The following is a 25359-nucleotide window of genomic DNA, read 5'->3' on the forward strand; positions in this document are numbered from 1 at the left end:
ATGCGTTTATCAAATAACTTAATGTATCAAAACAACATTAATAAAATACTCGATAACCAACAAAGTGTTGCTAATGCACAAGAGCAAGTAACAACAGGTAAAAAATACTTAACTACCTCAGAAGCACCTGCCGCTATCTCGCAAGGAATGCTGTATTCAAATAAAATACAAACAAATGAGCAATATACTAAAAATATTGACCAATTAACTGGCCGACTTGAGACTGAAGAAACCATTTTACAAAGTATAAATACCAATATCCAACAAGCGCAAGAGCTAGCGATTCAAGCAGGTAATGGTGTTTATACTCAAGATGATTTAGAGTCAATCGCGGCTGAGCTGAGTGAAATACAAAAAACACTCGTCAATTTGATGAATACCCGCTCAGAAGACGGTAAGTTTATATTTTCAGGCTACCAAGACAGCACTCAACCCTATCAGTTTGACTCTACAACAGGTGAGTACACTTATAATGGGGATCAAGGCCAGCATGTTATAACCATTGCTGAAGGGGTGAGTATTAAATCAAGCGATAACGGTTTTGATACATTTGAAAAAAGCGATGCAAGGTTAGATGTTACAGATAATCAAGCTGCTATCCCGGTAACTACCCCTGCAAATAATATTACAGCGGGCACGGTTTATGTAGATGGTCAAACAGAGTTCGACCGTTTCCATCAAGATAATTACAATGCTGACCCAACCGCTGCGGCAACAGCGAACACGTATAATGTTATAATAACGCCAGGCGCTACCGCTAATGACCCCGATACTTATGAAATATTGCGTGACGGTGTGTCGCTAAGCCCTGCACAAGTTGGCGAGATAACGGATGAGCCAATCGATTTTGCTGGAATGAAAATCGAATTTGAAGGCGAAGCACCAGGCCAGCTTGATTTTACCCTCGAAAAGCCGCACAAAGAAAATGTGCTTAATACATTACAATCACTCATTACAGGGCTTAATGATGGCACACTGGATAACAATGATTTTCAGCAAGTGCTAGCTGATGGTGTAGTACAGCTTCAAAATGCAAGTGAGCAAGTCGTGTATACGCAAGCGAGCTTAGGCGGGCGTATGAATGCGGTTGAAAGTGTAAGCGACTCAAACCTTGCGCAAGATATTCAAAACAAAAGCAACCTTTCTGATCTAGTAGAAGTAGATATGGCAGAAGCTATTAGTGACCTCACTAAACAAGAAACCGCACTGCAAGCCTCGCAAGCCACATTTGGCCGTTTAACTAACCTTTCATTATTTGATTACTTGTAAATAAATTATAAGCAGAAATACCTTGCCGCTTTAGTTAGCATAAAGCGGCAAAAACCTCCCTCATTAGCGTGGCAATAATTTGTCACTTTAATACCTAAACATTTAACGCTTGGTTAGCTCTCCAACACTTTTAAAAAAGCCACTTAAAAACAACCGCTTAAATGTTTTTTAAAGTTGGCACAGTAAATGCTTTTCTAATGATAAGAAATTATCGAATAGTGGTTCCTGTTAAAACGTGTTGAACCACACTCTGTTTAAACCTAGGAGATGGTCAAATGGCATTAACAGTAAATACTAATGTGTCGTCACTAAACGCACAACGTAACTTAACAAAATCTGGCGAAGGCCTAGCAACTTCAATGGAGCGTTTATCATCAGGTATGCGTATTAATAGCGCAAAAGATGATGCGGCGGGCTTACAAATTTCAAACCGCTTAACCTCTCAAATAAATGGTTTGTCAGTGGCTCAACGTAATGCCAATGATGGTATTTCAATGGCGCAAACCGCTGAAGGTGCGATGAGTGAGTCGACCAACATACTTCAGCGAATGCGTGAACTTGCGCTGCAAGCGGCTAATGGTTCAAACTCAGCAGAAGATAGAGAAGCACTGCAAAAAGAAGTATCAGCACTTCAGGTTGAGCTAACCCGTATTGCAGAAACCACCTCATTCGGTGGTCAACAGTTACTAGATGGTAGTTACGGTAGTAAAACTTTCCAAGTAGGCGCTAATGCTAACGAAACCATTAATGTATCACTTTCAAGCGTTGCAGCTGAAAAAATTGGCTCAAACCAATTAAATTTACAAGGTGTTGCAAATACAGGCTTTGGTACTGCCGTAGCGGCTGGCGCTACTGCACCTGCAAACTCAGTCGCTGCGGGTACATATACGATTTCAGGACGTGATGATTCAATAATTAATATTGAAGCAGGTACCACAGCAAAAGATGCCGCAGCTAAAATTAACCAAATGACGGGGACTACCGGCGTTACTGCGCAAGCGCGTACTGAGGCTGTTCTTGATATTGGTGGTGCAGCTACCGTTGCTGATGAAATAGTAAGCTTTGAGCTAAATGGCGAAAAAGTATCGTTTGTGGCCACTGCTAATGTAGACAGCGATGAGCAAGCAATGGCTGAAGCGATAAATGCGCGTACAGATGAGCACGGCGTTACAGCTGTAATTGAAAATGGCGTGCTAACTATCTCTAATAATCAAGGTGAAGACGTCGTAATCGAAGATTTTGAAACGACGGATGCTACAGGTACGCCGGTTGCTGCTACTTTAGCTGTTACCGCAGCTTCATATGATGGTAACCCAGATACCGCAGTAACACTTACCAGTGGTACTGGTACAGACTCAACACGAGTAATGGGAAGTATTCAGCTTAATTCTGCAGAAGTGTTTACTGCTACTGCAGATGATACATCTTTAGCTGCGACTACTAATGAGACCACCAGTAAACTTGAAAATGCAGCTGATATTGATGTGACTACTCAAAAAGGCTCTCAAGATGCGCTTTCAATAATTGATAATGCCATTGCCAATATTGATGAGCAGCGTGCGGGATTAGGTGCGGTACAAAACCGCTTTAGCTTTACAATTAACAACCTTGCAAACATTGAAGAAAATGTAACCGCATCGCGTAGCCGTATTCAAGACACCGATTTTGCAACGGAAACAGCAGAGATGACTAAAAACCAAATACTGCAGCAGGCAGGTACATCAATCCTTTCGCAGGCAAACCAAGTACCACAGGCTGCGATTAGCTTGTTAGGTGGTTAGTAATAAACGCTATTAATAAAACTGATAAAAAAGCACACCTTGATAGGTGTGCTTTTTTGTTTTTTGTCCAAAAATAGCACGCTGTACGTGAATTAAAAACTTTTTTAGGGGGAAGGTGAATTTATTATTTCCTTTAAAATTAGTTGTTTAGGTTTATTTTATTAATAACTTTAAAAATAAATCAAAATAACGCTAAAGATAAATTTTCTCCTGCCGTTAACTTAACCAGTACAGAGCTTGAACATACAATTGTGACAGCTCTTGGTTAAATCTAAACAGTCACATTACGAAAGTAATCAGGAGTTTTATTATGATTTCAGTAAATACAAATGTATCTTCATTAAACGCTCAGCGTAACCTTTCTACTTCAGGCTCTGACCTTGCAACGTCAATGGAGCGTTTATCATCAGGTATGCGCATTAACAGCGCAAAAGATGATGCGGCAGGTCTACAAATTTCAAACCGTTTAACATCGCAAGTAAATGGTTTAGCAGTAGCACAACGTAACGCTAACGATGGTATCTCAATGGCACAAACCGCTGAAGGTGCAATGAGCGAGTCTACAAGTATTTTACAACGTATGCGTGAGCTAGCACTACAATCTGCTAACGGCTCAAACTCTTCAGAAGACCGTGAAGCACTACAAAAAGAAGTGTCTGCATTACAAGTTGAATTAACACGTATTGCAGAAACAACATCATTCGGAGGTCAACAGCTTTTAGATGGTAGTTTTGGTTCTAAGTCTTTTCAAATTGGTGCTAATTCTAACGAAACAATTAATGTTTCACTTTCAAGTGTTGCTGCTGATAAAATTGGCACAAACCAAATAAACCTTCAATCAGCAGCAGCTGGAGGCTTTGGTCAAGCGACTACAGCAGCTGCAACGCTACCAGCAACTAGTGCTGTAGCAGGTAGTACAATTGCTATTTCTGGCCGTGAAGATTCAACAGTAAATATTGCAGCTGGCGCAACCGCAAAAGAAGCGGCTGCGGCAATCAATAGTGCGACAAGTACAACAGGTGTTACAGCGCAAGCAAGAACAGAAGCTAATTTAAGTTTTGCTGTAGCTGCTGCGGCTGATGAAACAGTAAGTTTAGATTTAAACGGAGAAAAACTTTCTTTTGTAGCAACGGGTAATGCTGATGGTGATAATCAAGCTTTGGCTGAGGCAATAAATGCTAAAACAGACGAACACGGTGTTTCAGCTTCTATCGATAACGGTGTGCTGTCTATTTCAAACAACGATGGTGATGACATTACTATTGAGAATGTTACAGATACTGCAGGTACTCCAACTGTTGACATTGCAGTGACACCTCAAGGTTATGATGGTACTGATGGAATAGCAACAAACTTGACTGATGCAACTGGTGCTACGCGAATTACTGGCGGTGTTCAAGTGAATTCATCTGAAGTATTTACTGTAACACCAGGTGATGCGTCTTATGCTCCAGCTGCAGAAACTACAAGTAAACTAGTTGATGTTGATTCAATTGATATTTTATCACAAAAAGATTCACAAGATGCACTAGCAATTATCGATAACGCAATTGCTAACATCGATGCTCAACGAGCTGGTTTAGGTGCGGTTCAAAATCGTTTTGACCACACTATCAGTAACCTTGCTAACATTGAAGAAAACGTATCTGCATCACGTAGCCGTATTCAAGATACAGACTTTGCAACTGAAACAGCAGAGATGACTAAAAACCAAATCTTGCAACAAGCAGGTACGTCAATCTTATCTCAAGCAAATCAGTTACCACAAACAGCACTTAGCTTATTAGGTTAATAAGTTAAACGTTATAGCTTAATGAATAGCTAGCTAGTACATAAAGTCAGTATTAGTTTTAAAACAAGGAGGTGGCTTTAGCTACCTCCTTTTGTGGTTTAAGGGTATAAATTAAGCTATTGTTAGTCTAATAATTATACAAGTTCGGCAGCTCTAGGAGGCGTTATGAACACCATTACTTCAAACGCAGAAGTTACGATAGCATCAACATCTTTAACTGGTGAAGATAAACAAGTAGGGCAGAGTGGATCAACATTGACTCAGCGCGCTGTTGATGACGTAAATAAAATGGATGAACAAGGCTCACAAAACCAGCTAAATAAACAATATACACAACAAAGCTCGGAGGACAATAGTCCGAAAAACCAACAGCTTGAACGTGAGCAGCTTGAAAAAGTGGCGCAGCAATTGCAGGAGTTTATGGGGGAGATGAACCGTACTCTGCAATTTCAAGTTGATGAAGACTCTGGGCGTGATGTAATTAAGATACTTGATAAAACAAGTGGTGATGTAATTAAGCAATACCCTTCGGAAGAAGTATTAAGTTTAGTGTCTAAACTATCTGAGTCTGCAGGTATTTTAATCGACCAAACAGTATAATCGCCGTAGTGTTGATATATTATTAGTTAAGTTTTTTGGGTTTAAAGAGGTGAAGTATGTCTATTTCGTTTAATGGTTTAGGCTCTGGTTTAGCGGTATCAGATATAGTTGATGCGCTAGTTAATGCTGAGCAGGCTCCAGCTGAGGCTCGTTTAAACACTCAAGAAAGTACACTAACTACTGATATTTCTGCTGTAGGTGCTTTAAAGTCTGCGCTACAGCAAGTACAAACAGCAATGGAAGCGCTAGGTGACGCTGATAACTATCAAAAACGTAGTGCATCAGGCAATGATGATTTTATCTCTATCAGTGCTGATGAAGACGCCCAGCCAGGTGGCTATTCTGTAAAGGTTAATAACCTTGCTACAGAGCATAAAATACTATCAGAAGCATTCGATGCTGACGCTGCAGTGGGTGAAGGTACTATGACATTCAGCTCCGGCGAGAATAGCTTTGATATTGAAGTATCAGATACCGCTACCTTAAGTGAAATAAGAGATGCAATTAACGATAGCAGCGATAACGACAGCATAAACGCAACAATAATAACGGATGATACCGGTCAGCATTTAGTGCTGGCAGCTAAAAATAGCGGACTTGAGAACGAGATTAAAGTCGAGGTAACCGATATTGATGGTAATAACACCGACACTAATGGATTGTCTCGTTTAGCATTTGATTCTGCTGGTGTTCAAAACGCCTCTGAAATTATTGCTGCAACCGATGCATCAATTACTATCGATGGCTCCCTCACAGTTAGTAGTTCTTCAAATACGTTTACTGATGTTATAGACGGTATAACAATCACCGCTAAAAAAGCTCAGGGTACTGACGATGATTTAAGTGATATATCGGTAACCGAAAATAATAACAATATCCAATCGGGCTTAAACAATTTTATTTCTAGTTACAATGAATTACTTGAACTTAGTAATAACTTAGGGGCATCAAGCGAAGATGGTGCTGGTGTAATGGCCGGTGATTCGTTACTACGCGGTGTAATGTCTAAATTGCGAGAGCAGATTACCGACTCTGTAGATTTAGGTAATGGCAACTCATTATCACTTTCGCAATTAGGTGTTGAAGCCGATCGTTATGGAGTATTGACGCTTAATACCGAGACTTTAAATGAAAAAATTGATGAAGATGTCGACTTAGTGCAGCAGTTTTTTGTAGGCACTGATGAAGACGAAGGCGGCTTTGCCCAATCGTTTGATGAGTTAATGAGTTTTTATACTGACTCTGACGGCATTATCCAAAACCGTATCGACAGTAAAACAAATCAATTAGAAGATATTGATGAACAGCGTGAAAGCCTGACAAGTAAAATGGAATCGTTATCTGACAGGCTATACGCTCAATACAACGCCATGGATTTATTGGTAGCGAGCTTAAACTCGACAAGTAGTTACGTGCAAGCGCAGCTTGAAAATATGCCTGGTGTGGTGAGTAATAATTCTTAATTTTCCATATCAATTATGAACATAAAAAAACCGTTTAAAAACGGTTTTTTTATGTCTAAATATTGCCTTTAAGATGCCTAGTAAGTTTTAAAACTGCTAGAAGTAGCTATACCGATTTATAAGCCGAGATTGCTTTACCTGTTTTTTTTTGCTTAATTATGGCTTTAGATGATTCATTTTTTACAGCATTTGCCTGCTTGCTAATGTTGTTGATATTGGTTTGCACAGCCACAAGTTGCTCGGCGGTAGGCGGGTTATCGCTTTCGCACCAGCGCTTAAGCTCACTATTTAAAGTATCCATAATAGGGGGAGCTTCATCAGCGTTATTGCTTTGCACTAATAATTCGATTTTGCTGAGCAATTGATTAATATGCTCAGCTTTGCTTGTTTCCTCTAAAGCCATTAGCTTATACCGCAGGATTACGCTGATCGACAGGAATGCTATCCCACCCTTCTTTAATTTCTTTAATAATGCCAGCTACTTCAGAAATAATCTCAATATCATTGTCAACATTTGCTTGCACAAGGCGTCTTTGGCAGTAGTCATAAAGTGCTAATAAATTATTTGAAATACTCGGATCTTGTTCCACTTCTAAATTAAGCGCGTCTTGTAATGCACCTAAGAGTAAAATACAGGCAGAGATGTTTTCGCCTTTTTTTTCTATTTCTTTGCGCTCAATAAACCCTTTAGTAGCGGCCAAGCGGCCAATTATGTTACTAAAAATAAGGTTAATTTGCTCATAGGGCGCCATTTCTGCGATGTTGCTGGCGCGCACTTGAGAATATTTTTTTAATGAAACATGAGCCATGGAAAATCCTAAATAAATATGTAAAATCGTCTGTACGTAACAAAAGCAATATTAATGCCAAGCATATTGCATTTATTTAGTTATCGGCATTGTTGCTTTCAACTTAAGTTAATTATAGTTTATATTTTTGACCTACGTAGATTCATACACTAAGAAAAAACAAGACATGGCATTAGCTTTAAGTATTAAACAACAAAACAATACTTAAGTTTTAATTATTAAGTATTATTGTTTTATAGCGATGTCTATTTTTTGGCGTTTATGTCAAAAAACCGCCGCTATTACTTGCATCCATACAGATCTCGCTTACAATTTAGCTAATAAAATGAATTAGTGAAATTATGGCTCGCTAACTATGATCTTGATTTTAGATAATAATAATAACCGTGCAATAGGATTACATGCATCACTTACCTTTATTGGGGAAGCTGTGCAGTTGCTTGATGAAAATGACTTTGAAGAAGTATGTAGTAAGTATCAACAGCAAGAATGCATTGTTATTTTAGGCGCATTACAAAGCTTAGATCATGAAGGCTTAATTAAACGCTACCCAACCCTGCCTTTTTTACTCATTGGTGAAACACTCAAGCCATTATTAAGCATTGCTAATGTAGTGGGACTAATTTGTGAGCCGTTTAATCACGAAGTAACCACACAGTTATTACACGACTGCCAACAGTACCAACGTATGCTTCCTGGAAGTCACAAGCATCATAAGCCACATAAAACATTTGATGGTTTAGTAGGGGAAACTGACGCGGTTAAAAACGTACGCTTTTTGATAGAGCAAGTGGCTAAAACCGATGCAAACGTGCTTATTTTAGGCGAGTCGGGTACGGGTAAAGAGGTGGTTGCGCGTAATGTACATTTATTATCTAAACGCAATACGGGGCCATTTGTACCAGTAAACTGTGGTGCCATTCCAGGAGAGCTTCTTGAAAGTGAGTTATTCGGCCATGAAAAAGGGGCGTTTACCGGCGCTATTTCTGCACGTAAAGGGCGGTTTGAATTAGCGCAAGGCGGTACGCTGTTTTTAGATGAAATTGGCGACATGCCACTGCAAATGCAAGTTAAGCTACTTCGCGTATTACAAGAGCGTAGCTACGAGCGTGTAGGTGGCACAAAAGCGATTCAAGCAGATGTACGTGTTATTGCCGCTACCCACCGCAACCTTGAGGAAATGATTGAAAAGGGCAGCTTTAGGGAAGATTTATATTACCGTTTAAACGTGTTTCCTATTGAAAACCCGTCACTTAATGAGCGTGCTGACGACATACCTTTATTACTTAAAGAGCTAATGCGCCGTGTTAATGAGCAAAGTGGTACGTCGGCTAAATTTACAGAGCGCGCAGTTGAGAGTCTCAAAGAACATGCTTGGCCTGGTAATATCCGTGAGCTTGCTAATTTAGTGGAACGCATGGTGATTATGTTCCCTGAAAAAGTAGTGGATGTACCCGATTTACCTAATAAATACCGCTACATCGAGGTAGATGCCTACGAGCCTGAATACCCTGAAGAGCTACTTGAAAAAGATGCCTTTAACGATATTTTTAGCTCAGGTTTTAGCGATTATGATAATGAACCAGAGCCTGAATTTAGCCAACAGGGATCTGGCGTATTACCCGAAGAGGGCATTGAACTTAAAGAGTATTTAGCCGAGCTTGAAATAAGCTTAATTACCCAAGCGTTAGAGCGTTTTGATTACGTTGTTGCGCGCGCTGCAGAAATACTAGGTGTAAGGCGTACAACACTTGTCGAAAAAATGAAAAAGTACAATCTGTCACGAGATTAGTAGTATGCAAATGCTGATAGGTTTTTCGTTATTTATTACTCATTTTTGAGGAATTAATTTACGGGCTTTGCCCGTCACGCAAGCAAGCTTGGCGTCTATAAGATAAACGCAAACTTAAACTTTGACGGTAGACGCTGAGCTTGCTCGCGTAAAAAGCGCAGCTTTTAATTACTTAGACCCAAAAAAACGAGGTTAAATGAGAAACCACAGTTAGCTTACACGTTACTGCTCTAAAGCGAAGCGTCTCTTATCCTCTTTGTGAACAGATCACTTTTATGGTAATAAATCACTTATTAACCAAAAGCCTTTATAATTTCTTCTTTTCTAAAACAATCATTACTATGATCGTTTACCATGCCACAGGCCTGCATATGTGCGTACACCGTTGTAGGCCCTAAAAACTTGAAGCCTCGTTTTTTTAAATCTTTTGCAAATGCTTTTGATTCTTCGCTCATTGCAGGAGCGTCTTCATCACTATTTACATTATTAATAATTGGTTTATTGCCCACAAATCGCCATTGATAATGACTAAAGCTGCCAAACTCTTTTTGAATTTCGATAAACCGTTGAGCATTATTAATCGTGGCAGCTATTTTTAATCGGTTACGTACTATGTTCTTATCTTGCATTAACCGCTCTATATCACCGGCTGTAAGGTTAGCCACTTTTTGCACATCAAAGTTGGCAAATGCTTTTTTATACCCTGCACGCTTTTTTAAAATAGTGTACCAACTGAGTCCCGCTTGTGCTGATTCTAGCGTAATAAATTCAAATAATAGTGTGTCGTCATAAAGGGGCACCCCCCATTCTTCATCATGGTATTTCACATAGTCTGGTTTTGTGGTGTCGAGCCACGCACAACGGCATTTATTTTGCTCACTCATTATTATTCCTTTTTTTGTGCGTCATTTTTTTGTTACGCGTTATTGTAAGCTAACTAAATGAAAAATATATAAAATAATTTTGGTATAAATTCTGCATTAAGCCCTGTATCTACATCATTAAGAGATTTGATTATGGCCCTTGCGAGTGTACTTAAACCACAGTTTATTACTGCAAATCAGTATAACCCATGTTTACTTCAAGAAGAGTACATTGGTGAATTAAGTGATTTAAGACAACAAGCAAGTTGGCTGTCGCACTTAGTTGATACCATGCCAGCAGGTGTTGTTGTACTTGATGGCAAAGGCCTTATTGCAAAAGCCAATCAAATCGCGATTGATATGTTAGGCGAGCCGCTCGAAGGAGAGAAATGGTTTAACATTATTCAACGCTCTTTTCGTCCCCACCAAGATGATGGACATGAAGTGTCGCTCAAAGATGGCCGACTTATAAAACTTGATATTACTGCACTTGCGCCAGAGCCTGGCCAGCTTATATTAATGACCGATTTAACAGAAACCCGTCGTTTGCAAAAGCGTGTTGCACATATGCAACGTTTGAGTGCGCTTGGTAAAATGGTGGCATCGCTTGCGCACCAAGTGCGTACACCGCTTTCTGCAGCTATGTTATATGCTGCAAATTTAGGCTCAAAAAAGCTGCCTGAGTCATCGCGTGATAACTTTCAAACCAAGCTTATGTCGCGTTTAAAAGATTTAGAAACCCAAGTTAACGATATGCTGCTTTTTGCTAAAAGTGGTGAGCAGCAAGTGGTTGAGCAAGTGTCTATGCAGCAGCTTTTAAACGAAGTAAAACTAGGTGCTGATGCAATGGTGGCTTTAAATAACAGCGAACTTGCTGTTGAGTTACCAGAGCCAGATATAGAAATCACCGGTAATAAAACTGCGCTGGCCAGCGCTATTCAAAATCTTATTCACAATAGTATTCAAATTATTGGCAGCCAGGCAAAAGTGACCTTAAAAGCACAGCGAGATAGTAGCGAACCTGACACCGTACGTATTAGCGTATGCGATAACGGCCCTGGGGTAGAGCTGAGCCAAATAGAGAAAATTTTTGAACCGTTTTATACCACTAAAAGCCAAGGTACAGGGCTTGGGCTTGCTGTTGTAAGTTCTGTGGCAAATGCGCATCAAGGACGTGTTGAAGTGGTTAATAATGCCAATGGTGGTGCATGTTTTAGTTTATTGCTGCCCATATGCACGGCCTCAACGCAGGAGAAAACAGCATGAGCAATACAATACTGGTAGTTGAAGATGATGCAGGCTTAAGAGAAGCACTCATAGACACGTTAGAAATGTCAGGTATTGCCTGCGTTGCAGCGCAAAGTGCTGAGCAAGCCATGATCCAATTAAAGAAATCTGAGTTTTCATTGGTTGTAAGTGATGTGCAAATGGGCGCGATGAGCGGCCTAGATTTGCTCAGGAGCATTAAGCTTAACTACCCAGAACTCCCCGTATTAATGATGACAGCTTACGCAACGATTGATGATGCCGTAGAGGCAATGCGCTTAGGTGCAATTGATTATATGGCTAAACCATTTGCCCCTGAGGTGCTTTTAAATATGGTTAGCCGCTATTTACCCGAAAAACCAAAAGACACTGATGGCCCAATTGTAGCCGACCCCAGCAGTATTCAACTATTAGAGCTTGCAAGTAAAGTGGCTCGCTCAGATGCAAGTGTAATGGTGCTTGGCCCTAGTGGCTCAGGTAAAGAGGTATTAGCGCGATATATTCACGATAAATCAAACCGATGCGATGCGCCTTTTGTGGCAATTAATTGCGCGGCTATTCCCGAAAATATGCTTGAGGCCACCTTGTTTGGCTATGAAAAAGGCGCCTTTACTGGTGCAATACAAGCGTGCCCAGGTAAATTTGAGCAAGCCCAAGGTGGTACTATATTGCTTGATGAAATAACAGAAATGGACTTAGGGCTGCAAGCTAAACTATTAAGAGTATTACAAGAGCGTGAAGTTGAGCGTTTAGGTGCGCGCAAAACAATTTCACTCGATGTGAGAGTGCTCGCAACCAGTAACCGCGATCTTAAAGAAGCTGTTGCAGATAATAAGTTTAGAGAAGACTTATATTATCGCTTAAATGTATTCCCATTAATGTGGCGACCACTTAGTGAGCGCCCAGGCGATATAATTGTATTGGCTAAGCATTTAATAGAGCGCCATTTAGTTAAAAATAAAGAGCCGTTAGCAACGCTTGATAGCGATGCCGAGCAAAAACTATTGAGCCATACCTGGCCAGGTAATGTGCGCGAACTTGATAATGTAATTCAACGTGCGCTTATTTTGCGAACGGGCAGTGTAATTGGCGAGCAGGCTATTTTTATTGAAAATTTAATGCAAGCGTCAAGCACCACTGCGCCTACTCAGGTTATAGCGCCTGAGCAAGAGAGTACTCCCAGTGACGCATATTATGATGACAAAATAACGCCTGTAGAGGCGAGTAGCTCACTGCCGAGCGTAGATACTGGCAGCTATAAAGATGAGCTAAAAGATAAAGAGCATAAAATAATTTTAGAAACCCTCGCCCGTTGCCAAGGCAAACGTAAAGATGTTGCACAAACACTTGGCATCAGCCCGCGTACTTTACGTTATAAACTCGCACAAATGCGCGATTTAGGTATTTCACTACCCGCATAAACTAACTCTCCCTTCTGTACATAACCCTAAACTAACCACGCTTAGTTTAGGGTTGTCAAATCTCTGACTCTTAAAAATAATAGTTAACTGTATGTTATTAAAGGTTTATTTTTATGGCACGATTTGTGCTTTAATCCCTTTATGAACGTTAACTGCATTTGCCAGAGAAAATTATGAAAATTCAAAACAGCGCGTTATTCCAAGAAATGCAATCAATGGCCTTAGAAGCAGGCCATACAAATCAAATTAATAAGCTACCCACGCAAGCTCAGCCAACGTCATCGGCTCAATTTGGTGACTTACTAAGCGATGCATTAAATACGGTTAATGGCCTACAACAAGATGCGAAACAAAAAGTCGTGGCTGTTGAAATGGGTGACAGAAGTGTATCGCTTGCTGAGGCAATGATTGCTTCGCAAAAATCATCAGTGGCATTTGAGGCTACAGTACAAGTAAGAAATAAACTTGTTGAGTCATACCAAGAAATTATGAACATGCCTGTTTAAGTAGGTAGTGGAGAATTATTGTGGCGCAATCTAATCAATCAACAGATCTTGCTCTTGCTGGCGGCGGTATTGACCAAAGTGAAGACAACGAGCAACAAGAACAAAAGTCGGGCTACTTAAGCGCCTTAAATGGGGTTGATGTGCTTCGCCAAGTCACCCTAATTATTGCGCTGGCTATTTGTTTAGCTATTGCCATATTTGTGATTATTTGGGCGCGCCAACCCGATATGCGTCCGCTTGGCAAAATGCCTACAGAAGAGCTGATCCAAACACTTGATTTTTTAGATGCACAAAAAATTGACTACGAGCTAGACGGCAACGTTATTTCGGTTGATGAAAGCGAGTATCAAAACATTAAATTATTAATGGCGCGTGAAGGCTTAGAGCAAGGTCCTACCTCAGGCACCGATATCATAATGCAAGATATGGGTTTTGGTGTGAGCCAACGGCTCGAGCGTGAGCGCTTAAAACATGGCCGCGAGCAACAACTTGCCCGCACCATAGAAGAATTAAACAACGTTACTCGCGCTAAAGTTTTATTAGCCATCCCAAAAGAAAACGTATTCGCACGCAGAGAGAAAAAGCCATCAGCCACAGTGGTATTGACTCTTAAACGTGGCCGTACGCTTGATGGTGAAGAGATTGATTCAGTCGTTGATATGATTGCCTCTGCAGTACAAGGTCTCGAGCCAGCACGTGTGACAGTAACAGATCAAAACGGCCGTCTACTTAATTCTGGCTCACAAGACTCATTGGCAGCACGCTCTCGTAAAGAGTACGACATTGAAAGAAAGCGTGAGCAAGAGTATTTAGAAAAAATAGACAGTATTCTTATTCCTGTGGTTGGCTTGGGTAACTACACGGCGCAAGTTGATTTAAATATGGACTTTAGCTCAGTAGAGGAAACACAAAAACGCTACAACCCAGATTTACCAGCAGTCAGAAGCGAAACCACATTTGAAGAAAACAACATAGGTGGCTTAGCAGTAGGTATTCCTGGGGCACTGACTAATCAGCCCCCTATGAATTCAACTATTCCAGAAGTGGCAGGCCAAGGTAATGCGGGTACGGCAACCAATCCAAGCCGTGTGCATAAAGAGGCTACGCGTAATTTTGAGCTAGACACCACCATTTCGCATAAGCGTCAACAAACAGGGGTTATTCGCAGAATTAGCGTATCGGTAGCTGTTGATTATGTGCCCAAAGTAGGTGAAAACGGCGAAACAACCATGGCACCGCGCTCAGTAGAAGCTTTGTCAAATATACGTCGCCTATTACAAGGTGGGGTGGGTTTTGATATGCAACGTGGCGATGCATTAGAAGTGGTAACCGTACCATTTGTGCGTGAAGCAGTTGATTTAGACTTAGAAGTACCGCTGTGGGAACAAGATTGGTTTATGAAAATCATCCGCCTTGTGCTTGGCGCCTTAGTTATTATTGTATTAATTATGGCGGTTGTTAAGCCTATGCTTAAGCGCTTGATCTACCCAGATGATACGCTTGAAGAGTACGACGAAGATGCATTAAGCTCAGGGGTTGATATTGGCGATAGCACGCTAGATATGCTAAATAAAGACTTTGATTCTGCTGCTGTTGGTTTCTCAAGTGATGGTACACTGCAGCTGCCAGACTTACATGGCGACGAAGATTTGCTTAAAGCGGTAAGAGCACTTGTAGCGAACGAACCGGAACTCTCATCACAAGTAGTGAAAGCGTGGTTAACAGAAGATGACTGATCAAGAACAAAAACAACTCCCGCCAGCATTTGATGTTGACAAGTTAGATGGCGTAGATAAAGCCGCGATTCTTTTATTGAGCTTATCTGAAGAAGACGCAGCGCAAATCCTAAAGCACTTAGAGCCTAAGCAAGTGCAAAAGGTAGGTATGGCTATGGCTGCGTTAGATGACTTATCGCAATCTAAAATTAGCGCAGTTCATAATTTATTTATAGAGCAAATACAAAGCTTTAGTACTATTGGCTTCCAGTCAGAAGATTTTATTAAAAAGGCGCTTACCGCCGCATTAGGTGAAGATAAAGCAGCTAGTTTAATAGACCAAATTGTAATGGGCTCGGGGGCTAAAGGGTTAGATTCACTTAAATGGATGGACTCAAAGCAAGTTGCTAATATTATTCGTAATGAACACCCGCAAATTCAAACCATTGTTTTATCGTATTTAGAGCCAGAGCAATCGGCAGAAATCCTAGCGCAATTTCCTGAAAAAGTGCGCCTAGATTTAACCATGCGTATTGCAAACCTTGAAGAAGTGCAACCTGCAGCCTTACAAGAACTTAACGAGATTATGGAAAAACAATTTGCCGGCCAAGCAGGTGCACAAGCCGCTAAAATGGGTGGCTTAAAAGCTGCGGCAGATATTATGAACTACCTAGATACAAATGTTGAAGGGCAGTTGATGGACTCTATTCGTGAACACGATGAAGAAATGTCTCAGCAAATTCAAGATCTTATGTTTGTATTCGAAAACCTTATGGATGTGGATGACCGCGGTATTCAAGCCATACTACGTGAAGTACAGCAAGACGTACTCATGAAAGCAATTAAAGGCACTGACGAAGCGCTTAAAGATAAAATTTTGGGTAATATGTCTAAACGTGCTGCCGAAATGCTTGCCGATGACTTAGAAGCCATGGCACCAGTTAGAATAAGTGAAGTAGAAGCGGCCCAAAAAGAAGTGCTTTCAACAGCAAGGCGTTTATCTGACTCGGGTGAGATTCAATTAGGCGGCGGTGGCGGCGAGGAGTTCCTGTAAGCTATGTCTAAATTAAAAGGCCGTCCTTTGCATGCAGATGAAGCTGATGAGCTTTTAAAAAACTGGCCAATACCTGATGTCGCGCCTGATGAACGCAGTTTTGGCAATCGTTCAACGGCTTTTGGTACACCGCTTTCTGATTTGTATAAAAAAGAAGTTGAAGAAGAAGCAGTAGAAGACACTCAGCCGCAGGAGCCTGAGCTGCCTTCGCTAACTATGGCGGAGCTTGAGCGCATTAGGCAAGATGCTTATGAGGAAGGCTTAAAGCAAGGGCACGAACAAGGCTATATAGATGGCTTTGAAAAAGGCGTTGGTGAAGGTAAAGAAGCAGGTTACAAAGAAGGGGTAGAGCTTGGTAAAACACAAGGCCAAGAAGATGTTAAGCCCTTAATAGAAGAGCAGTTAACCAGCTTGCGTAGTATTATCGATAACCTCAGCGCTCCGCTTGATAAAGTGGACGAAGTGGCAGAAAAGCACTTAGTGCAATTAGCGGTTCTGTTGGCTGAAGCTATAACCTATCAAGAAATAAAAACATCGCCCGATGTTATATTACATACACTTAAAAAAAGCATAGATGCACTCAATACTGAACAAGAAAAAGTTCGCGTGCATTTAAATCCGGACGATTTAGAGCTGGTAAAGCAAAGCTACGGTGAACAAACCATAGCAGAGAATAATTGGCAGCTCATTGCAGAGCCAACCCTTGAGCGCGGCGGTTGCGAAGTAAAAACGTCACAATCATCTTTAGATATGACCCTAAAAACCCGCGTCAAAGAAACGTTGGATAGCTTTTTGCATAATAGCGGTATCTAATCTTTTTTGTGGCGTGTTATGGCAGCTCAACGTGCACCTCTAAGCGAACGCTTAAATCAATACCAACAACATATTGCAGCGTTTAAACCTGCTGTAGCGGGTATTTTAACCCGAGTAGTCGGTTTAACCCTTGAAGCGAAAGGGCTACGTGCGCCTGTAGGCAGCCAATGCAAAATAGAAACTATGTCGGGCTTTGTGGATGCCGAGGTGGTAGGCTTTAGTGAGCAAACTCTATATTTAATGCCTAATGACCACATTTCCGGTGTGTTACCTGGTGCACGTGTTATTCCACAAGTAAATGATACAGGTTTACCCGTTGGTATGAGCTTACTGGGCCGTGTAGTGGATGGCTTAGGCCGCCCGCTTGACGGACTGGGAAAAATTAACGCAGAGCACTATTTAAAGTTTGCACAAAACCCTATAAACCCCCTCGCGAGAAGACCAATTAGCCAACCTATGGATGTAGGTGTACGGGCAATAAACTCAGTGATTACTGTAGGGCAAGGCCAGCGTATGGGATTATTTGCAGGCTCTGGTGTAGGTAAGTCAGTACTCTTAGGTATGATGACCCGTGGCAGTGAAGCCGATGTTATTGTGGTTGGCCTAGTGGGAGAGCGTGGCCGTGAGGTAAAAGAGTTTATTGAAGAAATATTAGGTGTAGAAGGGCGCAAACGCTCTGTTGTGGTAGCCGCTCCTGCTGATGCATCGCCTCTTATGCGCTTAAAAGGTTGTGAAAGTGCAGTCACCATTGCTGAGTATTTTCGTGATCAAGGCTTAAATGTATTGTTACTGCTTGATTCTGTAACCCGGTACGCCATGGCGCAACGTGAAATAGCGCTTGCGGTGGGCGAGCCCCCTGCTACAAAAGGCTATCCGCCTTCTGTATTTGCCAAATTACCGGCGCTGGTGGAACGAGCGGGAAATGGCGGCGAAGGGCAAGGGTCTATCACTGCGTTTTTTACTGTGCTCAGTGAAGGCGATGATATGCAAGACCCTATAGCCGATGCAGCACGTGCTATTTTAGATGGGCATATTGTACTTTCGCGTGACTTAGCCGATAGCGGTCACTATCCTGCAATAGACATCGAAAAATCAATTTCTCGTGTTATGCCGCAAGTGGTATCTGAGCCGCACATGCAGCAGGCCCGCGTATTAAAACAAGTGTATTCAATGTATCAGCAAAATAAAGATATGATCACCTTAGGTGCGTATCAAAAAGGGGCTGATCAAATGCTTGACCAAGCTATTAATATGATGCCGCGCGTTAATGCATTTTTACAGCAAGGTATGCGTGATGTAATAAGCTATGACGATGGTTTACACGGCCTAGCTCAATTACTAGGACAAGCATAATGGCAAAAAACAAGCTCGATTTACTGCTTAAGCTCGAAAACGACAAAGAAGAAAACCTGCGCATGAGCTACTTACAAGCCAATCAAAATTTACAAGCTAACCAACAAAAGCTGCAAGGGTTAAACAACTTTAGATTAGAATACTCTCAGCAATTACATGTGAAAGGAAAGTCCGGTTTATCAAGCGCGGGCTTTGGCCAGTACCATGCCTTTATAGCAAAAATTGAAGATGCAATTCGCCAGCAAGCCAGTACGGTAAATACTGCTAAGCAAGTTGTATCACAGCGTAAAGCTTTGTGGTTAAAGCAGCAGGTAAAAGCAAAAGCCGTGGCAAAACTAATTGAAAAACAAAACCTAAAAGCGGCGGCGTTAATGGCAAAAAGTGAGCAAAAAATGCTGGACGAGTTTTCTGCTAATCAATTTTTTCAGCGCCGTAGAAGTTTATAACTCTGGCGCGTTTATTGCTTTATTGGTAGGTGGTAATTAATTTTGGCAAAGTGCGGTGGCAACTTGCCGCAGTGCTGTGTAGGTGAATTATGGCAATAAACGATATTTCAATGTTGGCAACAGCTGAAAAAGACTCTTTTTTAGCATTTAAAGACAATAACTTACCTGCAGGTAACGAATCTGGTGTTGCTTTTTTAAGCCAGCTACAAGATGCAGACAAACCCTTTGTGTTGCCTGCTAATTCTGAGGCTCCTAACCAAACAGGTGCTTTATTGCCATCTGATGATAAGCAGCTAGCCAATGGCAAAAAACCGACAGATTCATCGAGTGATGACACACAAGATACGCTATTATCTGGCGACAGCGTTTTAGCACAAATAAACTCCTCGCAAGTGATTGACGTAAGTGTAAAAAAACACGGCAGTAGCGATAGTGACTTTAGCGAATTAAGTGCACAAAAGAGTGATAAAAGTGTTAGCTTTTTAGCTTCGCAATTAGGTGAAACTAATGAAACCGACGCCATAACGACTAAAGCCGATGATACTCTTTTAACTGATAATGATAGCAACGGCAAAAAAGGCGCGTTTACAAACGCTGAGCTTGAACCTAAAGCGACTAAGCAAAGCGCTGTAGAAAATTTAGCCCCATCGTTAAAAAATGAGAGCCTAGCAAGTAGTGCTGCTAAAAACCCAGTAGCAGAAGCAGTGCAAACACAAATCAATAAAACTAATAGCAACGCGGCTATTGTAAATAGTGACGGTGAAGGTGCTGAAAATACAAAAGCGCCAGGCACTGCGTCAAATGCTGAAGGTGCGCTGCCTATAAGCGATGCAGACATAGAGCAATTAGCCAAAGAACTGACTCGTACATCTACGCAGTCAGAGCTATCAACGACATCTAAAGTACTGAACTCATTAAGCGAAGCGCAACGTGCACAGTTAAACGAGCAAGTTAAAAACTCATTTACTGAAACCACGCCAAGTGAAGGTGATGATCGCGCAAGCGCCATTAAACAATTACTTACAGAGTTTGTCGTACAAAACGAAAAACAGACAAGCACGCGCAGTGAGCTAATTCAATCTCAGTTAAAAAGCTTAAATAGCGATGAAAAGCAGGCACTACTTAGTCAATTAAAAAGCTATGTGAGTAACGAGCAACCGACAGGTGATACGCTCAAAAAAGTAAATGAAACAATAAGTAACTTACAAACTATGCTTGATACGCAGCTTAGTGAGAGCAAAGCGCAAAGTGTCTCAAGCTCTGCAAATGCGGCTTTAAATGCACAGCAAGCTAGTAATGCTGCAATAAATGCGAGTACACCGCAAAATAAAGCCATGATTAATGCTGAACCCCCTTCTAGTATTGAACAAGACGCTGTAACTCCAGAAGAGTTAAACACCTTAGAAGCCGAGCAGGAAAGCTTACTTAAAGAGGCTAAAACAAGTACTGGTTTGCCCCGTGTAGCCCAGGTGTTTACGCTGATAACCGATGCAATGAATAACACGCAGGCACAAATAAATGCTCAGTACGACAGCGCTCGTTATGAGCAGTCTATTTTAGAGAGCCAAGCTATACAGTCGCAGCAATTACAAAGTAGTAACGCGCAAATTAAGCAGGTGAATATAGATGCAAGTATGATGCAGGCTATTAATATTGTTAAAAGTGATGCAGCTAAAATGCTTCAAGAGCGTGTATCTTCAATGTTAAGTATTAGCAATAAAGAAGCTGAAATTCGCTTAGATCCACCAGAAATGGGTAGTATGCAAATTCGTATCAGAAGTGATGCTGAGCAAGCACAAATAAATTTTGTGGTGCAAAATCAGCAAGCTAAAGAAGCACTCGAACAATCAATGCCGCGTTTACGTGAAATGTTAGCCGAGCAGGGCATTGATTTAGGTGAAAGCTCTATTTCTTATGGGCAATCAGGTAATGAGCAAAGCGATGAAGGCGAGGGGCACTCGCAAGGTCAATCGGCTAATAAAAATACACAGCACGATAAAAATGATGAGCAAGATGGGGGTAACCCACAAAGTTCTCGACAACAAACTTCATCATCAATAGATTACTATGCATAAGTACTGCTATTATAATAACTAAAACAAGCAAGTACCTTTGCTAAAAAAGGAATCACAATGGCCGAAGAAACAAGTTTAGAAATAGAAGAAACCGGTAAAAGCAAAAAAAAGCTGATCATAATCATAGTGGCAGTGCTGCTTGTTGTTGGCGGTGGTGCTGGCTATTTTTTTATGGCGGGCGATGATGCACCCGTTGAAACATTAGATGAAGAGACAACCACCGCGGCGCAAAGCGACTCGGCCGCTCCTTCAGGCTCTTCAGCTGAAATGGGCAGTGCTTTGTATGTTGCTATGCCAAGACCCTTCGTATTTAATGTACCTGGGTCAAGCAGAGATAGAATTGTACAAATTAAAGTGCAGTTACTTGTGCGTGGCGATGTAAATGAAGAAACCGCTAAAAAGCACATCCCTTTAATTGAAGGCACCTTATTAAGCGTGTTTTCAACCACCACCGCTGATGAGCTCAGCACAAGTGCTGGTAAAGAAACACTGCGCTTTACAGCGCTTGAAAAAGTGCAAGCCGCACTGAATGATGTTGAAGGCACGAAAGTAATTGAGCGGGTATTATTTACCGGCTTTGTGATGCAATAAGGGGCTAGCGTGAGCGATTTATTATCCCAAGACGAAATTGATGCACTCTTACACGGCGTTGATGAAGTCGAAGAGGAAGATATACACGAAGGTGAAGACAGCGAAGGTAGTACACTACAGTACGACTTTTCTTCGCAAGATCGGATCGTGCGTGGTCGCATGCCGACCCTGGAAATTGTTAACGAGCGGTTTGCTCGTCATATGCGAATAAGCTTATTTAACATGATGCGCCGCACCGCAGAGGTGTCGATTAATGGCGTACAAATGATTAAATTTGGCGAATATATCCATACCTTATTTGTGCCAACAAGTTTAAATATGGTGCGTTTTAGACCGCTAAAAGGCACTGGCCTCATTACCATGGAAGCACGACTTGTGTTTATTTTGGTAGATAACTTTTTTGGTGGTGATGGACGTTACCATGCAAAAATTGAAGGCCGCGAATTTACCCCTACCGAACGCCGAATTGTGCAAATGCTACTAAAAATTATCTTTGAAGATTACAAAGAAGCATGGGCGCCAGTTATGGACGTATCGTTTGAATACCTCGATTCTGAAGTAAACCCAGCAATGGCTAATATTGTGAGCCCTACTGAGGTTGTGGTTATTAGCTCTTTCCATATTGAATTAGATGGCGGTGGTGGCGATTTTCACATTGCACTACCGTACTCAATGCTTGAGCCAATTAGAGAGCTGCTTGATGCGGGTGTGCAATCGGATACAGAAGATACCGACTTGCGTTGGAGCAAAGCGTTACGTGATGAAATTATGGATGTTGAAGTTGATTTATCAACACAGCTTCTTGAGGTTGACTTGTCGCTCAAGCAGATAATGGAACTTAAAGCGGGCGATATTATTCCGGTAGAAATGCCAGAGCATATTACGGTATTTGTTGAAGAGTTACCTACATTTAGAGCTAAAATGGGTCGCTCTCGCGATAACGTTGCGCTGCAAATTAGTGAAAAAATTAAACGTCCTGATTCAGTTAAATCTGAGCTGCATGTATTTACCAAAGGCGGCAAGAAAATTGATTCAGATGCAGAATTAGCAGAACTAGAAGATGATCTACACCTTTCTGACGGTGTAGACTTAGACTGGTAATTGATTAAAAGGTTAAAAGTATGAGCGATGATCAAGACACAATGGACGAATGGGCAGCAGCCCTAGCTGAAGCCGAAGGCGGTGATGATGGCGCAGAGGCGCAAGTTGCCGAGCTTGATGAGTTAAGTGATGATAAACATGAACTTAGCGGCGACGAAAAACGCAAACTCGATACAATTTTAGATATTCCTGTAACAATTTCTATGGAAGTAGGGCGTTCTAAAATAAATATCCGTAATTTATTGCAGCTAAACCAAGGCTCTGTTGTTGAGCTAGACCGCGTAGCCGGTGAACCATTAGACGTACTGGTAAATGGTACGCTCATTGCCCATGGCGAAGTGGTTGTAGTAAACGATAAGTTTGGTATTCGTTTAACGGACGTTATTAGCCAGGTAGAGCGGATCAAAAAATTACGATGAATACACTTGTAGCTCTAACCAGCTCAGTATTTACCAAAGCAGACGCCGTAACGCCTACGGCCGATATTTTGTCTATGGTGCTGTCGTTGATAATGGTGCTAGTACTGATTGTGGTGCTGGCATTTTTTGTTAAAAAGCTTAATCCAAACTTAGCCAATAGCGACGAGTTTAAAGTAGTGCGAAGTTTACCACTTGGCTCGCGAGAGCGGTTAATGGTGGTTGAAATAGATAATGCACAGCATTTATTAGGGGTGACCCCACACAGCATTAACTACTTACATAAACTTGAAACGCCGTTAAGTGAAAAAGAGTTGCCAGAACTTGCTAAGCGATTTAGCAAACTACTTAACCCGCAAACGAATCAAAGTAAAAAGAATTAACCCTATGATAAAGTGGCTGCTGATTATTTTAGCTGTGTTATTTGTGCCTGCCGCCAGCAGTGCACAGGGCATAGACGCACTAACCATTACAACTAATGCCGACGGGACGCAAGATTACTCAGTAACCTTGCAAGTACTGGCAATTATGACGGCATTGAGCTTTATTCCTGCCGCCATCATTATGATGACTTCATTTACTCGTATTATTGTTGTATTGGCCATTTTGCGCCAAGCTATTGGTTTACAATCAACACCTTCAAACCAAGTTTTATTGGGTATGTCGCTATTTTTAAGTATTTTTATTATGGCGCCTATTTATCAGCAAGTTAATGAGCGTGCGATAGAGCCTTACTTAAATGAGCAAGTTACTTCGGTACAAGCATTAGAGCTTGCAAAAGAGCCTATGAAAGCCTTTATGCTCTCGCAGGTACGATTAAAAGATTTAGAAACATTTGCCAAAATAGCAGGCTATGAGCAGCTTGATTCACCAGAAGCGACGCCGCTAATAGTGTTAATACCTGCGTTTGTGACCAGTGAACTGCAAACTGCGTTTATTATTGGTTTTATGTTTTTTATTCCTTTTTTAATTGTGGATTTAGTGGTGGCCTCAGTACTAATGGCCATGGGTATGATGATGCTCTCGCCCATGATAGTGTCTTTGCCTTTTAAAATAATGTTATTTGTACTGGTTGACGGCTGGAGCCTTGTAATGGGCACACTTGCTAAAAGCTTTGGTTTAGGGACATAAACCATGTTTTACATTCGCACTTTTAAACACTAGGGGTACAACATGGAACCGGAAATTTTTGTTGATATTCTCAGTGATGCACTGTTTTTAGTAATTAAGCTGGTGTCTGCTATTGTGGTACCAGGTTTGCTAGTAGGGTTAGTGGTGGCGGTGTTTCAGGCGGCAACCTCCATTAACGAACAAACCTTAAGCTTTTTACCGCGTTTATTAATTACCATAGGGGCACTTATTGTTGGCGGACACTGGCTAACCCAAGAGCTAATGGACTTTTTTAACCGCCTAGTATTACTCATTCCTGAAATTGCAGGCTAACTGTGGAATTTCCTTTTTCTGTTGTTATTCAATGGTTAAGTGATTTCTTACTGCCTCTAGTTCGCATCAGCTCAATGATCATGATTATGGCGGGCTTAGGCGCACAAAACGTACCTACACGCATTAAGATGGGGTTAGCGGTAGTGGTTACGTTTTTAGTTGTGCCTGCGCTGCCCCCTGCAACATTTACTAACTTATTTTCTTTTGAAATGGTGCTGGTGGTCATTCAGCAAATGTTGATAGGTGTTGCGATAGGGTTTGCCTCTACACTTATGCTAAATACTTTTGTGCTTGCTGGACAAATACTAGCAATGCAAACCGGTTTGGGCTTTGCTTCCGTTATTGACCCCTCAAATGGTGCAAGTGTGCCCGCAGTTGGCCAGTTTTATTTAATTTTAGCGACCTTGTTATTTTTTGTTTTTAATGGTCATTTAATGATGATTCAAATGGTTGTACATAGCTTTGAAGTACTTCCAATAAACGGCGATTGGTGGGCTGTTGATCATTACTGGGACATAGTAACTTGGGGCAGCTGGATGTTTACCACAGCACTAGTATTGGCTTTAGCGCCTCTTACTGCCATGCTCATCATTAATATTTCATTCGGTATTATGACGCGTGCAGCACCACAGTTAAATATTTTCTCAATAGGTTTCCCGTTCACATTAGTTGCCGGTTTGATGATTATTTGGGCTACCTTGGGCAATTTTGTTACCCAGTTTGAATTTCAATGGTTAAAAATGATTGAGCTTATGTGCAGCCTAGTTGGCTGTACGGTGTAGGAGGGGCG

The 25359-nt window shown here is 41.4% G+C and carries 25 protein-coding genes and 1 pseudogene; 23 read left to right on the top strand and 3 right to left on the bottom strand.

From position 1 onward, the window contains the following. From flgL to fliD, 6 genes and pseudogenes are all read left to right on the top strand, one after another. A complete protein-coding gene (flgL, locus tag AN389_RS10530; protein ID WP_055016793.1) occupies nt 1-1269 on the top strand; it encodes a flagellar hook-associated protein FlgL in 1269 nt (422 codons plus the stop codon). A gap of 275 nt (nt 1270-1544) precedes the next feature. Further along, the gene (locus AN389_RS10535; RefSeq protein WP_055018052.1) at nt 1545-3050 is read left to right on the top strand and encodes a flagellin; all 1506 of its coding nucleotides are present in this window, start codon (nt 1545-1547) and stop codon (nt 3048-3050) included. 310 nt (nt 3051-3360) lie between these two features. Next, a pseudogene (locus tag AN389_RS20815) lies at nt 3361-4281 on the top strand (flagellin hook IN motif-containing protein); the annotation flags it as partial. After that, nucleotides 4261-4842 carry a flagellin gene (locus AN389_RS20820; RefSeq protein WP_408003055.1) on the top strand — a complete coding sequence of 194 codons (582 nt, stop codon included), beginning with the start codon at nt 4261-4263 and terminating at the stop codon, nt 4840-4842. The pseudogene AN389_RS20815 and the gene AN389_RS20820, both read left to right, overlap by 21 nt. Nucleotides 4843-5007: 165 nt before the next feature. Next, complete coding sequence (locus tag AN389_RS10545) at nt 5008-5442, top strand: flagellar protein FlaG (protein WP_055018054.1); 435 nt, start codon at nt 5008-5010, stop codon at nt 5440-5442. A gap of 56 nt (nt 5443-5498) precedes the next feature. Beyond that, nucleotides 5499-6905, top strand: a complete 1407-nt coding sequence (gene fliD, locus AN389_RS10550; protein ID WP_055019766.1) for a flagellar filament capping protein FliD — start codon at nt 5499-5501, stop codon at nt 6903-6905. Between the two features lie 106 nt (nt 6906-7011). Here the strand turns inward: fliD and AN389_RS10555 are convergent, their stop codons facing one another. Further along, nucleotides 7012-7308 (bottom strand): hypothetical protein, encoded by a 297-nt coding sequence (locus AN389_RS10555; RefSeq protein WP_055018056.1) that lies wholly within the window; start codon nt 7306-7308, stop codon nt 7012-7014. A 4-nt stretch (nt 7309-7312) separates the two neighbouring features. Then, nucleotides 7313-7714 (bottom strand): flagellar export chaperone FliS, encoded by a 402-nt coding sequence (gene fliS / locus AN389_RS10560; protein ID WP_055015914.1) that lies wholly within the window; start codon nt 7712-7714, stop codon nt 7313-7315. A gap of 355 nt (nt 7715-8069) precedes the next feature. Between fliS and AN389_RS10565 the strand changes: the two genes are divergently transcribed. Beyond that, entirely contained in the window at nt 8070-9506 is a 1437-nt protein-coding gene (locus AN389_RS10565) for a sigma-54-dependent Fis family transcriptional regulator (RefSeq protein ID WP_055015915.1), read from the top strand. Between the two features lie 293 nt (nt 9507-9799). Here the strand turns inward: AN389_RS10565 and AN389_RS10570 are convergent, their stop codons facing one another. Beyond that, the gene (locus tag AN389_RS10570; RefSeq protein ID WP_055019767.1) at nt 9800-10390 is read right to left on the bottom strand and encodes a DNA-3-methyladenine glycosylase I; all 591 of its coding nucleotides are present in this window, start codon (nt 10388-10390) and stop codon (nt 9800-9802) included. A gap of 132 nt (nt 10391-10522) precedes the next feature. On the opposite strand from AN389_RS10570, the gene AN389_RS10575 reads away from it, so the two are divergent. The 16 genes from AN389_RS10575 to fliR all read left to right on the top strand — a co-directional run bounded on the left by AN389_RS10575 (nt 10523) and on the right by fliR (nt 25351). Further along, nucleotides 10523-11635 carry a PAS domain-containing sensor histidine kinase gene (locus AN389_RS10575; RefSeq protein ID WP_055019768.1) on the top strand — a complete coding sequence of 371 codons (1113 nt, stop codon included), beginning with the start codon at nt 10523-10525 and terminating at the stop codon, nt 11633-11635. Continuing rightward, nucleotides 11632-13056 carry a sigma-54 dependent transcriptional regulator gene (locus AN389_RS10580; protein ID WP_055019769.1) on the top strand — a complete coding sequence of 475 codons (1425 nt, stop codon included), beginning with the start codon at nt 11632-11634 and terminating at the stop codon, nt 13054-13056. Before AN389_RS10575 ends, AN389_RS10580 begins: the two co-directional genes overlap by 4 nt. Nucleotides 13057-13229: 173 nt before the next feature. Continuing rightward, nucleotides 13230-13562, top strand: a complete 333-nt coding sequence (gene fliE / locus AN389_RS10585) for a flagellar hook-basal body complex protein FliE (protein WP_004588289.1) — start codon at nt 13230-13232, stop codon at nt 13560-13562. A gap of 20 nt (nt 13563-13582) precedes the next feature. Then, complete coding sequence (fliF, locus tag AN389_RS10590) at nt 13583-15298, top strand: flagellar basal-body MS-ring/collar protein FliF (RefSeq protein WP_055015919.1); 1716 nt, start codon at nt 13583-13585, stop codon at nt 15296-15298. Continuing rightward, complete coding sequence (gene fliG / locus AN389_RS10595) at nt 15291-16331, top strand: flagellar motor switch protein FliG (protein WP_004588291.1); 1041 nt, start codon at nt 15291-15293, stop codon at nt 16329-16331. Before fliF ends, fliG begins: the two co-directional genes overlap by 8 nt. A 3-nt stretch (nt 16332-16334) precedes the next feature. After that, nucleotides 16335-17144, top strand: a complete 810-nt coding sequence (fliH, locus tag AN389_RS10600; protein WP_055019770.1) for a flagellar assembly protein FliH — start codon at nt 16335-16337, stop codon at nt 17142-17144. A gap of 18 nt (nt 17145-17162) precedes the next feature. Next, nucleotides 17163-18497, top strand: coding sequence for a flagellar protein export ATPase FliI (fliI, locus tag AN389_RS10605; protein ID WP_054982998.1), 1335 nt, complete (start codon nt 17163-17165; stop codon nt 18495-18497). Continuing rightward, nucleotides 18497-18943 (top strand): flagellar export protein FliJ, encoded by a 447-nt coding sequence (fliJ, locus tag AN389_RS10610; RefSeq protein WP_055019771.1) that lies wholly within the window; start codon nt 18497-18499, stop codon nt 18941-18943. The genes fliI and fliJ overlap by 1 nt, the downstream gene beginning before the upstream one ends. Before the next feature lie 89 nt (nt 18944-19032). Next, entirely contained in the window at nt 19033-21018 is a 1986-nt protein-coding gene (locus AN389_RS10615) for a flagellar hook-length control protein FliK (protein ID WP_055019772.1), read from the top strand. Nucleotides 21019-21075: 57 nt separating this feature from the next. Then, the gene (fliL, locus tag AN389_RS10620; protein WP_055015924.1) at nt 21076-21609 is read left to right on the top strand and encodes a flagellar basal body-associated protein FliL; all 534 of its coding nucleotides are present in this window, start codon (nt 21076-21078) and stop codon (nt 21607-21609) included. A 9-nt stretch (nt 21610-21618) separates the two neighbouring features. Continuing rightward, nucleotides 21619-22710, top strand: a complete 1092-nt coding sequence (fliM, locus tag AN389_RS10625; RefSeq protein WP_055015925.1) for a flagellar motor switch protein FliM — start codon at nt 21619-21621, stop codon at nt 22708-22710. A gap of 20 nt (nt 22711-22730) precedes the next feature. After that, the gene (gene fliN, locus AN389_RS10630) at nt 22731-23129 is read left to right on the top strand and encodes a flagellar motor switch protein FliN (RefSeq protein ID WP_055015926.1); all 399 of its coding nucleotides are present in this window, start codon (nt 22731-22733) and stop codon (nt 23127-23129) included. Continuing rightward, entirely contained in the window at nt 23126-23509 is a 384-nt protein-coding gene (gene fliO, locus AN389_RS10635; protein WP_055019773.1) for a flagellar biosynthetic protein FliO, read from the top strand. The genes fliN and fliO overlap by 4 nt, the downstream gene beginning before the upstream one ends. A gap of 4 nt (nt 23510-23513) precedes the next feature. Beyond that, on the top strand, nt 23514-24257 hold the full coding sequence (gene fliP, locus AN389_RS10640; RefSeq protein ID WP_055019774.1) for a flagellar type III secretion system pore protein FliP: 744 nt from the start codon (nt 23514-23516) through the stop codon (nt 24255-24257). 42 nt (nt 24258-24299) lie between these two features. Then, nucleotides 24300-24569: a flagellar biosynthesis protein FliQ gene (gene fliQ, locus AN389_RS10645; protein WP_055015929.1), complete on the top strand. Its 270-nt coding sequence runs from the start codon at nt 24300-24302 to the stop codon at nt 24567-24569. Nucleotides 24570-24571: 2 nt separating this feature from the next. Next, a complete protein-coding gene (gene fliR, locus AN389_RS10650; RefSeq protein WP_055015930.1) occupies nt 24572-25351 on the top strand; it encodes a flagellar biosynthetic protein FliR in 780 nt (259 codons plus the stop codon). The last annotated feature ends 8 nt before the right edge of the window (nt 25352-25359 follow it).

Origin of the sequence: Pseudoalteromonas sp. P1-7a (assembly GCF_001401855.1) — a bacterium.
GTDB lineage: Bacteria > Pseudomonadota > Gammaproteobacteria > Enterobacterales > Alteromonadaceae > Pseudoalteromonas.

Bases quoted from the DNA above. Each gene is read 5' to 3' on its own strand.
- fliG (WP_004588291.1), top strand. From the start codon at position 15,291: ATGACTGATCAAGAACAAAAACAACTCCCGCCAGCATTTGATGTTGAC.
- AN389_RS10545 (WP_055018054.1), top strand. From the start codon at position 5,008: ATGAACACCATTACTTCAAACGCAGAAGTTACGATAGCATCAACATCT.
- fliS (WP_055015914.1), bottom strand. From the start codon at position 7,714: ATGGCTCATGTTTCATTAAAAAAATATTCTCAAGTGCGCGCCAGCAAC.
- AN389_RS10565 (WP_055015915.1), top strand. From the start codon at position 8,070: ATGATCTTGATTTTAGATAATAATAATAACCGTGCAATAGGATTACAT.
- fliO (WP_055019773.1), top strand. From the start codon at position 23,126: ATGAATACACTTGTAGCTCTAACCAGCTCAGTATTTACCAAAGCAGAC.
- flgL (WP_055016793.1), top strand. From the start codon at position 1: ATGCGTTTATCAAATAACTTAATGTATCAAAACAACATTAATAAAATA.
- fliD (WP_055019766.1), top strand. From the start codon at position 5,499: ATGTCTATTTCGTTTAATGGTTTAGGCTCTGGTTTAGCGGTATCAGAT.
- AN389_RS10535 (WP_055018052.1), top strand. From the start codon at position 1,545: ATGGCATTAACAGTAAATACTAATGTGTCGTCACTAAACGCACAACGT.
- AN389_RS10570 (WP_055019767.1), bottom strand. From the start codon at position 10,390: ATGAGTGAGCAAAATAAATGCCGTTGTGCGTGGCTCGACACCACAAAA.
- AN389_RS10555 (WP_055018056.1), bottom strand. From the start codon at position 7,308: ATGGCTTTAGAGGAAACAAGCAAAGCTGAGCATATTAATCAATTGCTC.
- fliE (WP_004588289.1), top strand. From the start codon at position 13,230: ATGAAAATTCAAAACAGCGCGTTATTCCAAGAAATGCAATCAATGGCC.
- AN389_RS10580 (WP_055019769.1), top strand. From the start codon at position 11,632: ATGAGCAATACAATACTGGTAGTTGAAGATGATGCAGGCTTAAGAGAA.
- fliQ (WP_055015929.1), top strand. From the start codon at position 24,300: ATGGAACCGGAAATTTTTGTTGATATTCTCAGTGATGCACTGTTTTTA.
- fliJ (WP_055019771.1), top strand. From the start codon at position 18,497: ATGGCAAAAAACAAGCTCGATTTACTGCTTAAGCTCGAAAACGACAAA.
- fliH (WP_055019770.1), top strand. From the start codon at position 16,335: ATGTCTAAATTAAAAGGCCGTCCTTTGCATGCAGATGAAGCTGATGAG.
- fliL (WP_055015924.1), top strand. From the start codon at position 21,076: ATGGCCGAAGAAACAAGTTTAGAAATAGAAGAAACCGGTAAAAGCAAA.
- fliN (WP_055015926.1), top strand. From the start codon at position 22,731: ATGAGCGATGATCAAGACACAATGGACGAATGGGCAGCAGCCCTAGCT.
- AN389_RS10575 (WP_055019768.1), top strand. From the start codon at position 10,523: ATGGCCCTTGCGAGTGTACTTAAACCACAGTTTATTACTGCAAATCAG.
- fliI (WP_054982998.1), top strand. From the start codon at position 17,163: ATGGCAGCTCAACGTGCACCTCTAAGCGAACGCTTAAATCAATACCAA.
- AN389_RS10615 (WP_055019772.1), top strand. From the start codon at position 19,033: ATGGCAATAAACGATATTTCAATGTTGGCAACAGCTGAAAAAGACTCT.
- fliP (WP_055019774.1), top strand. From the start codon at position 23,514: ATGATAAAGTGGCTGCTGATTATTTTAGCTGTGTTATTTGTGCCTGCC.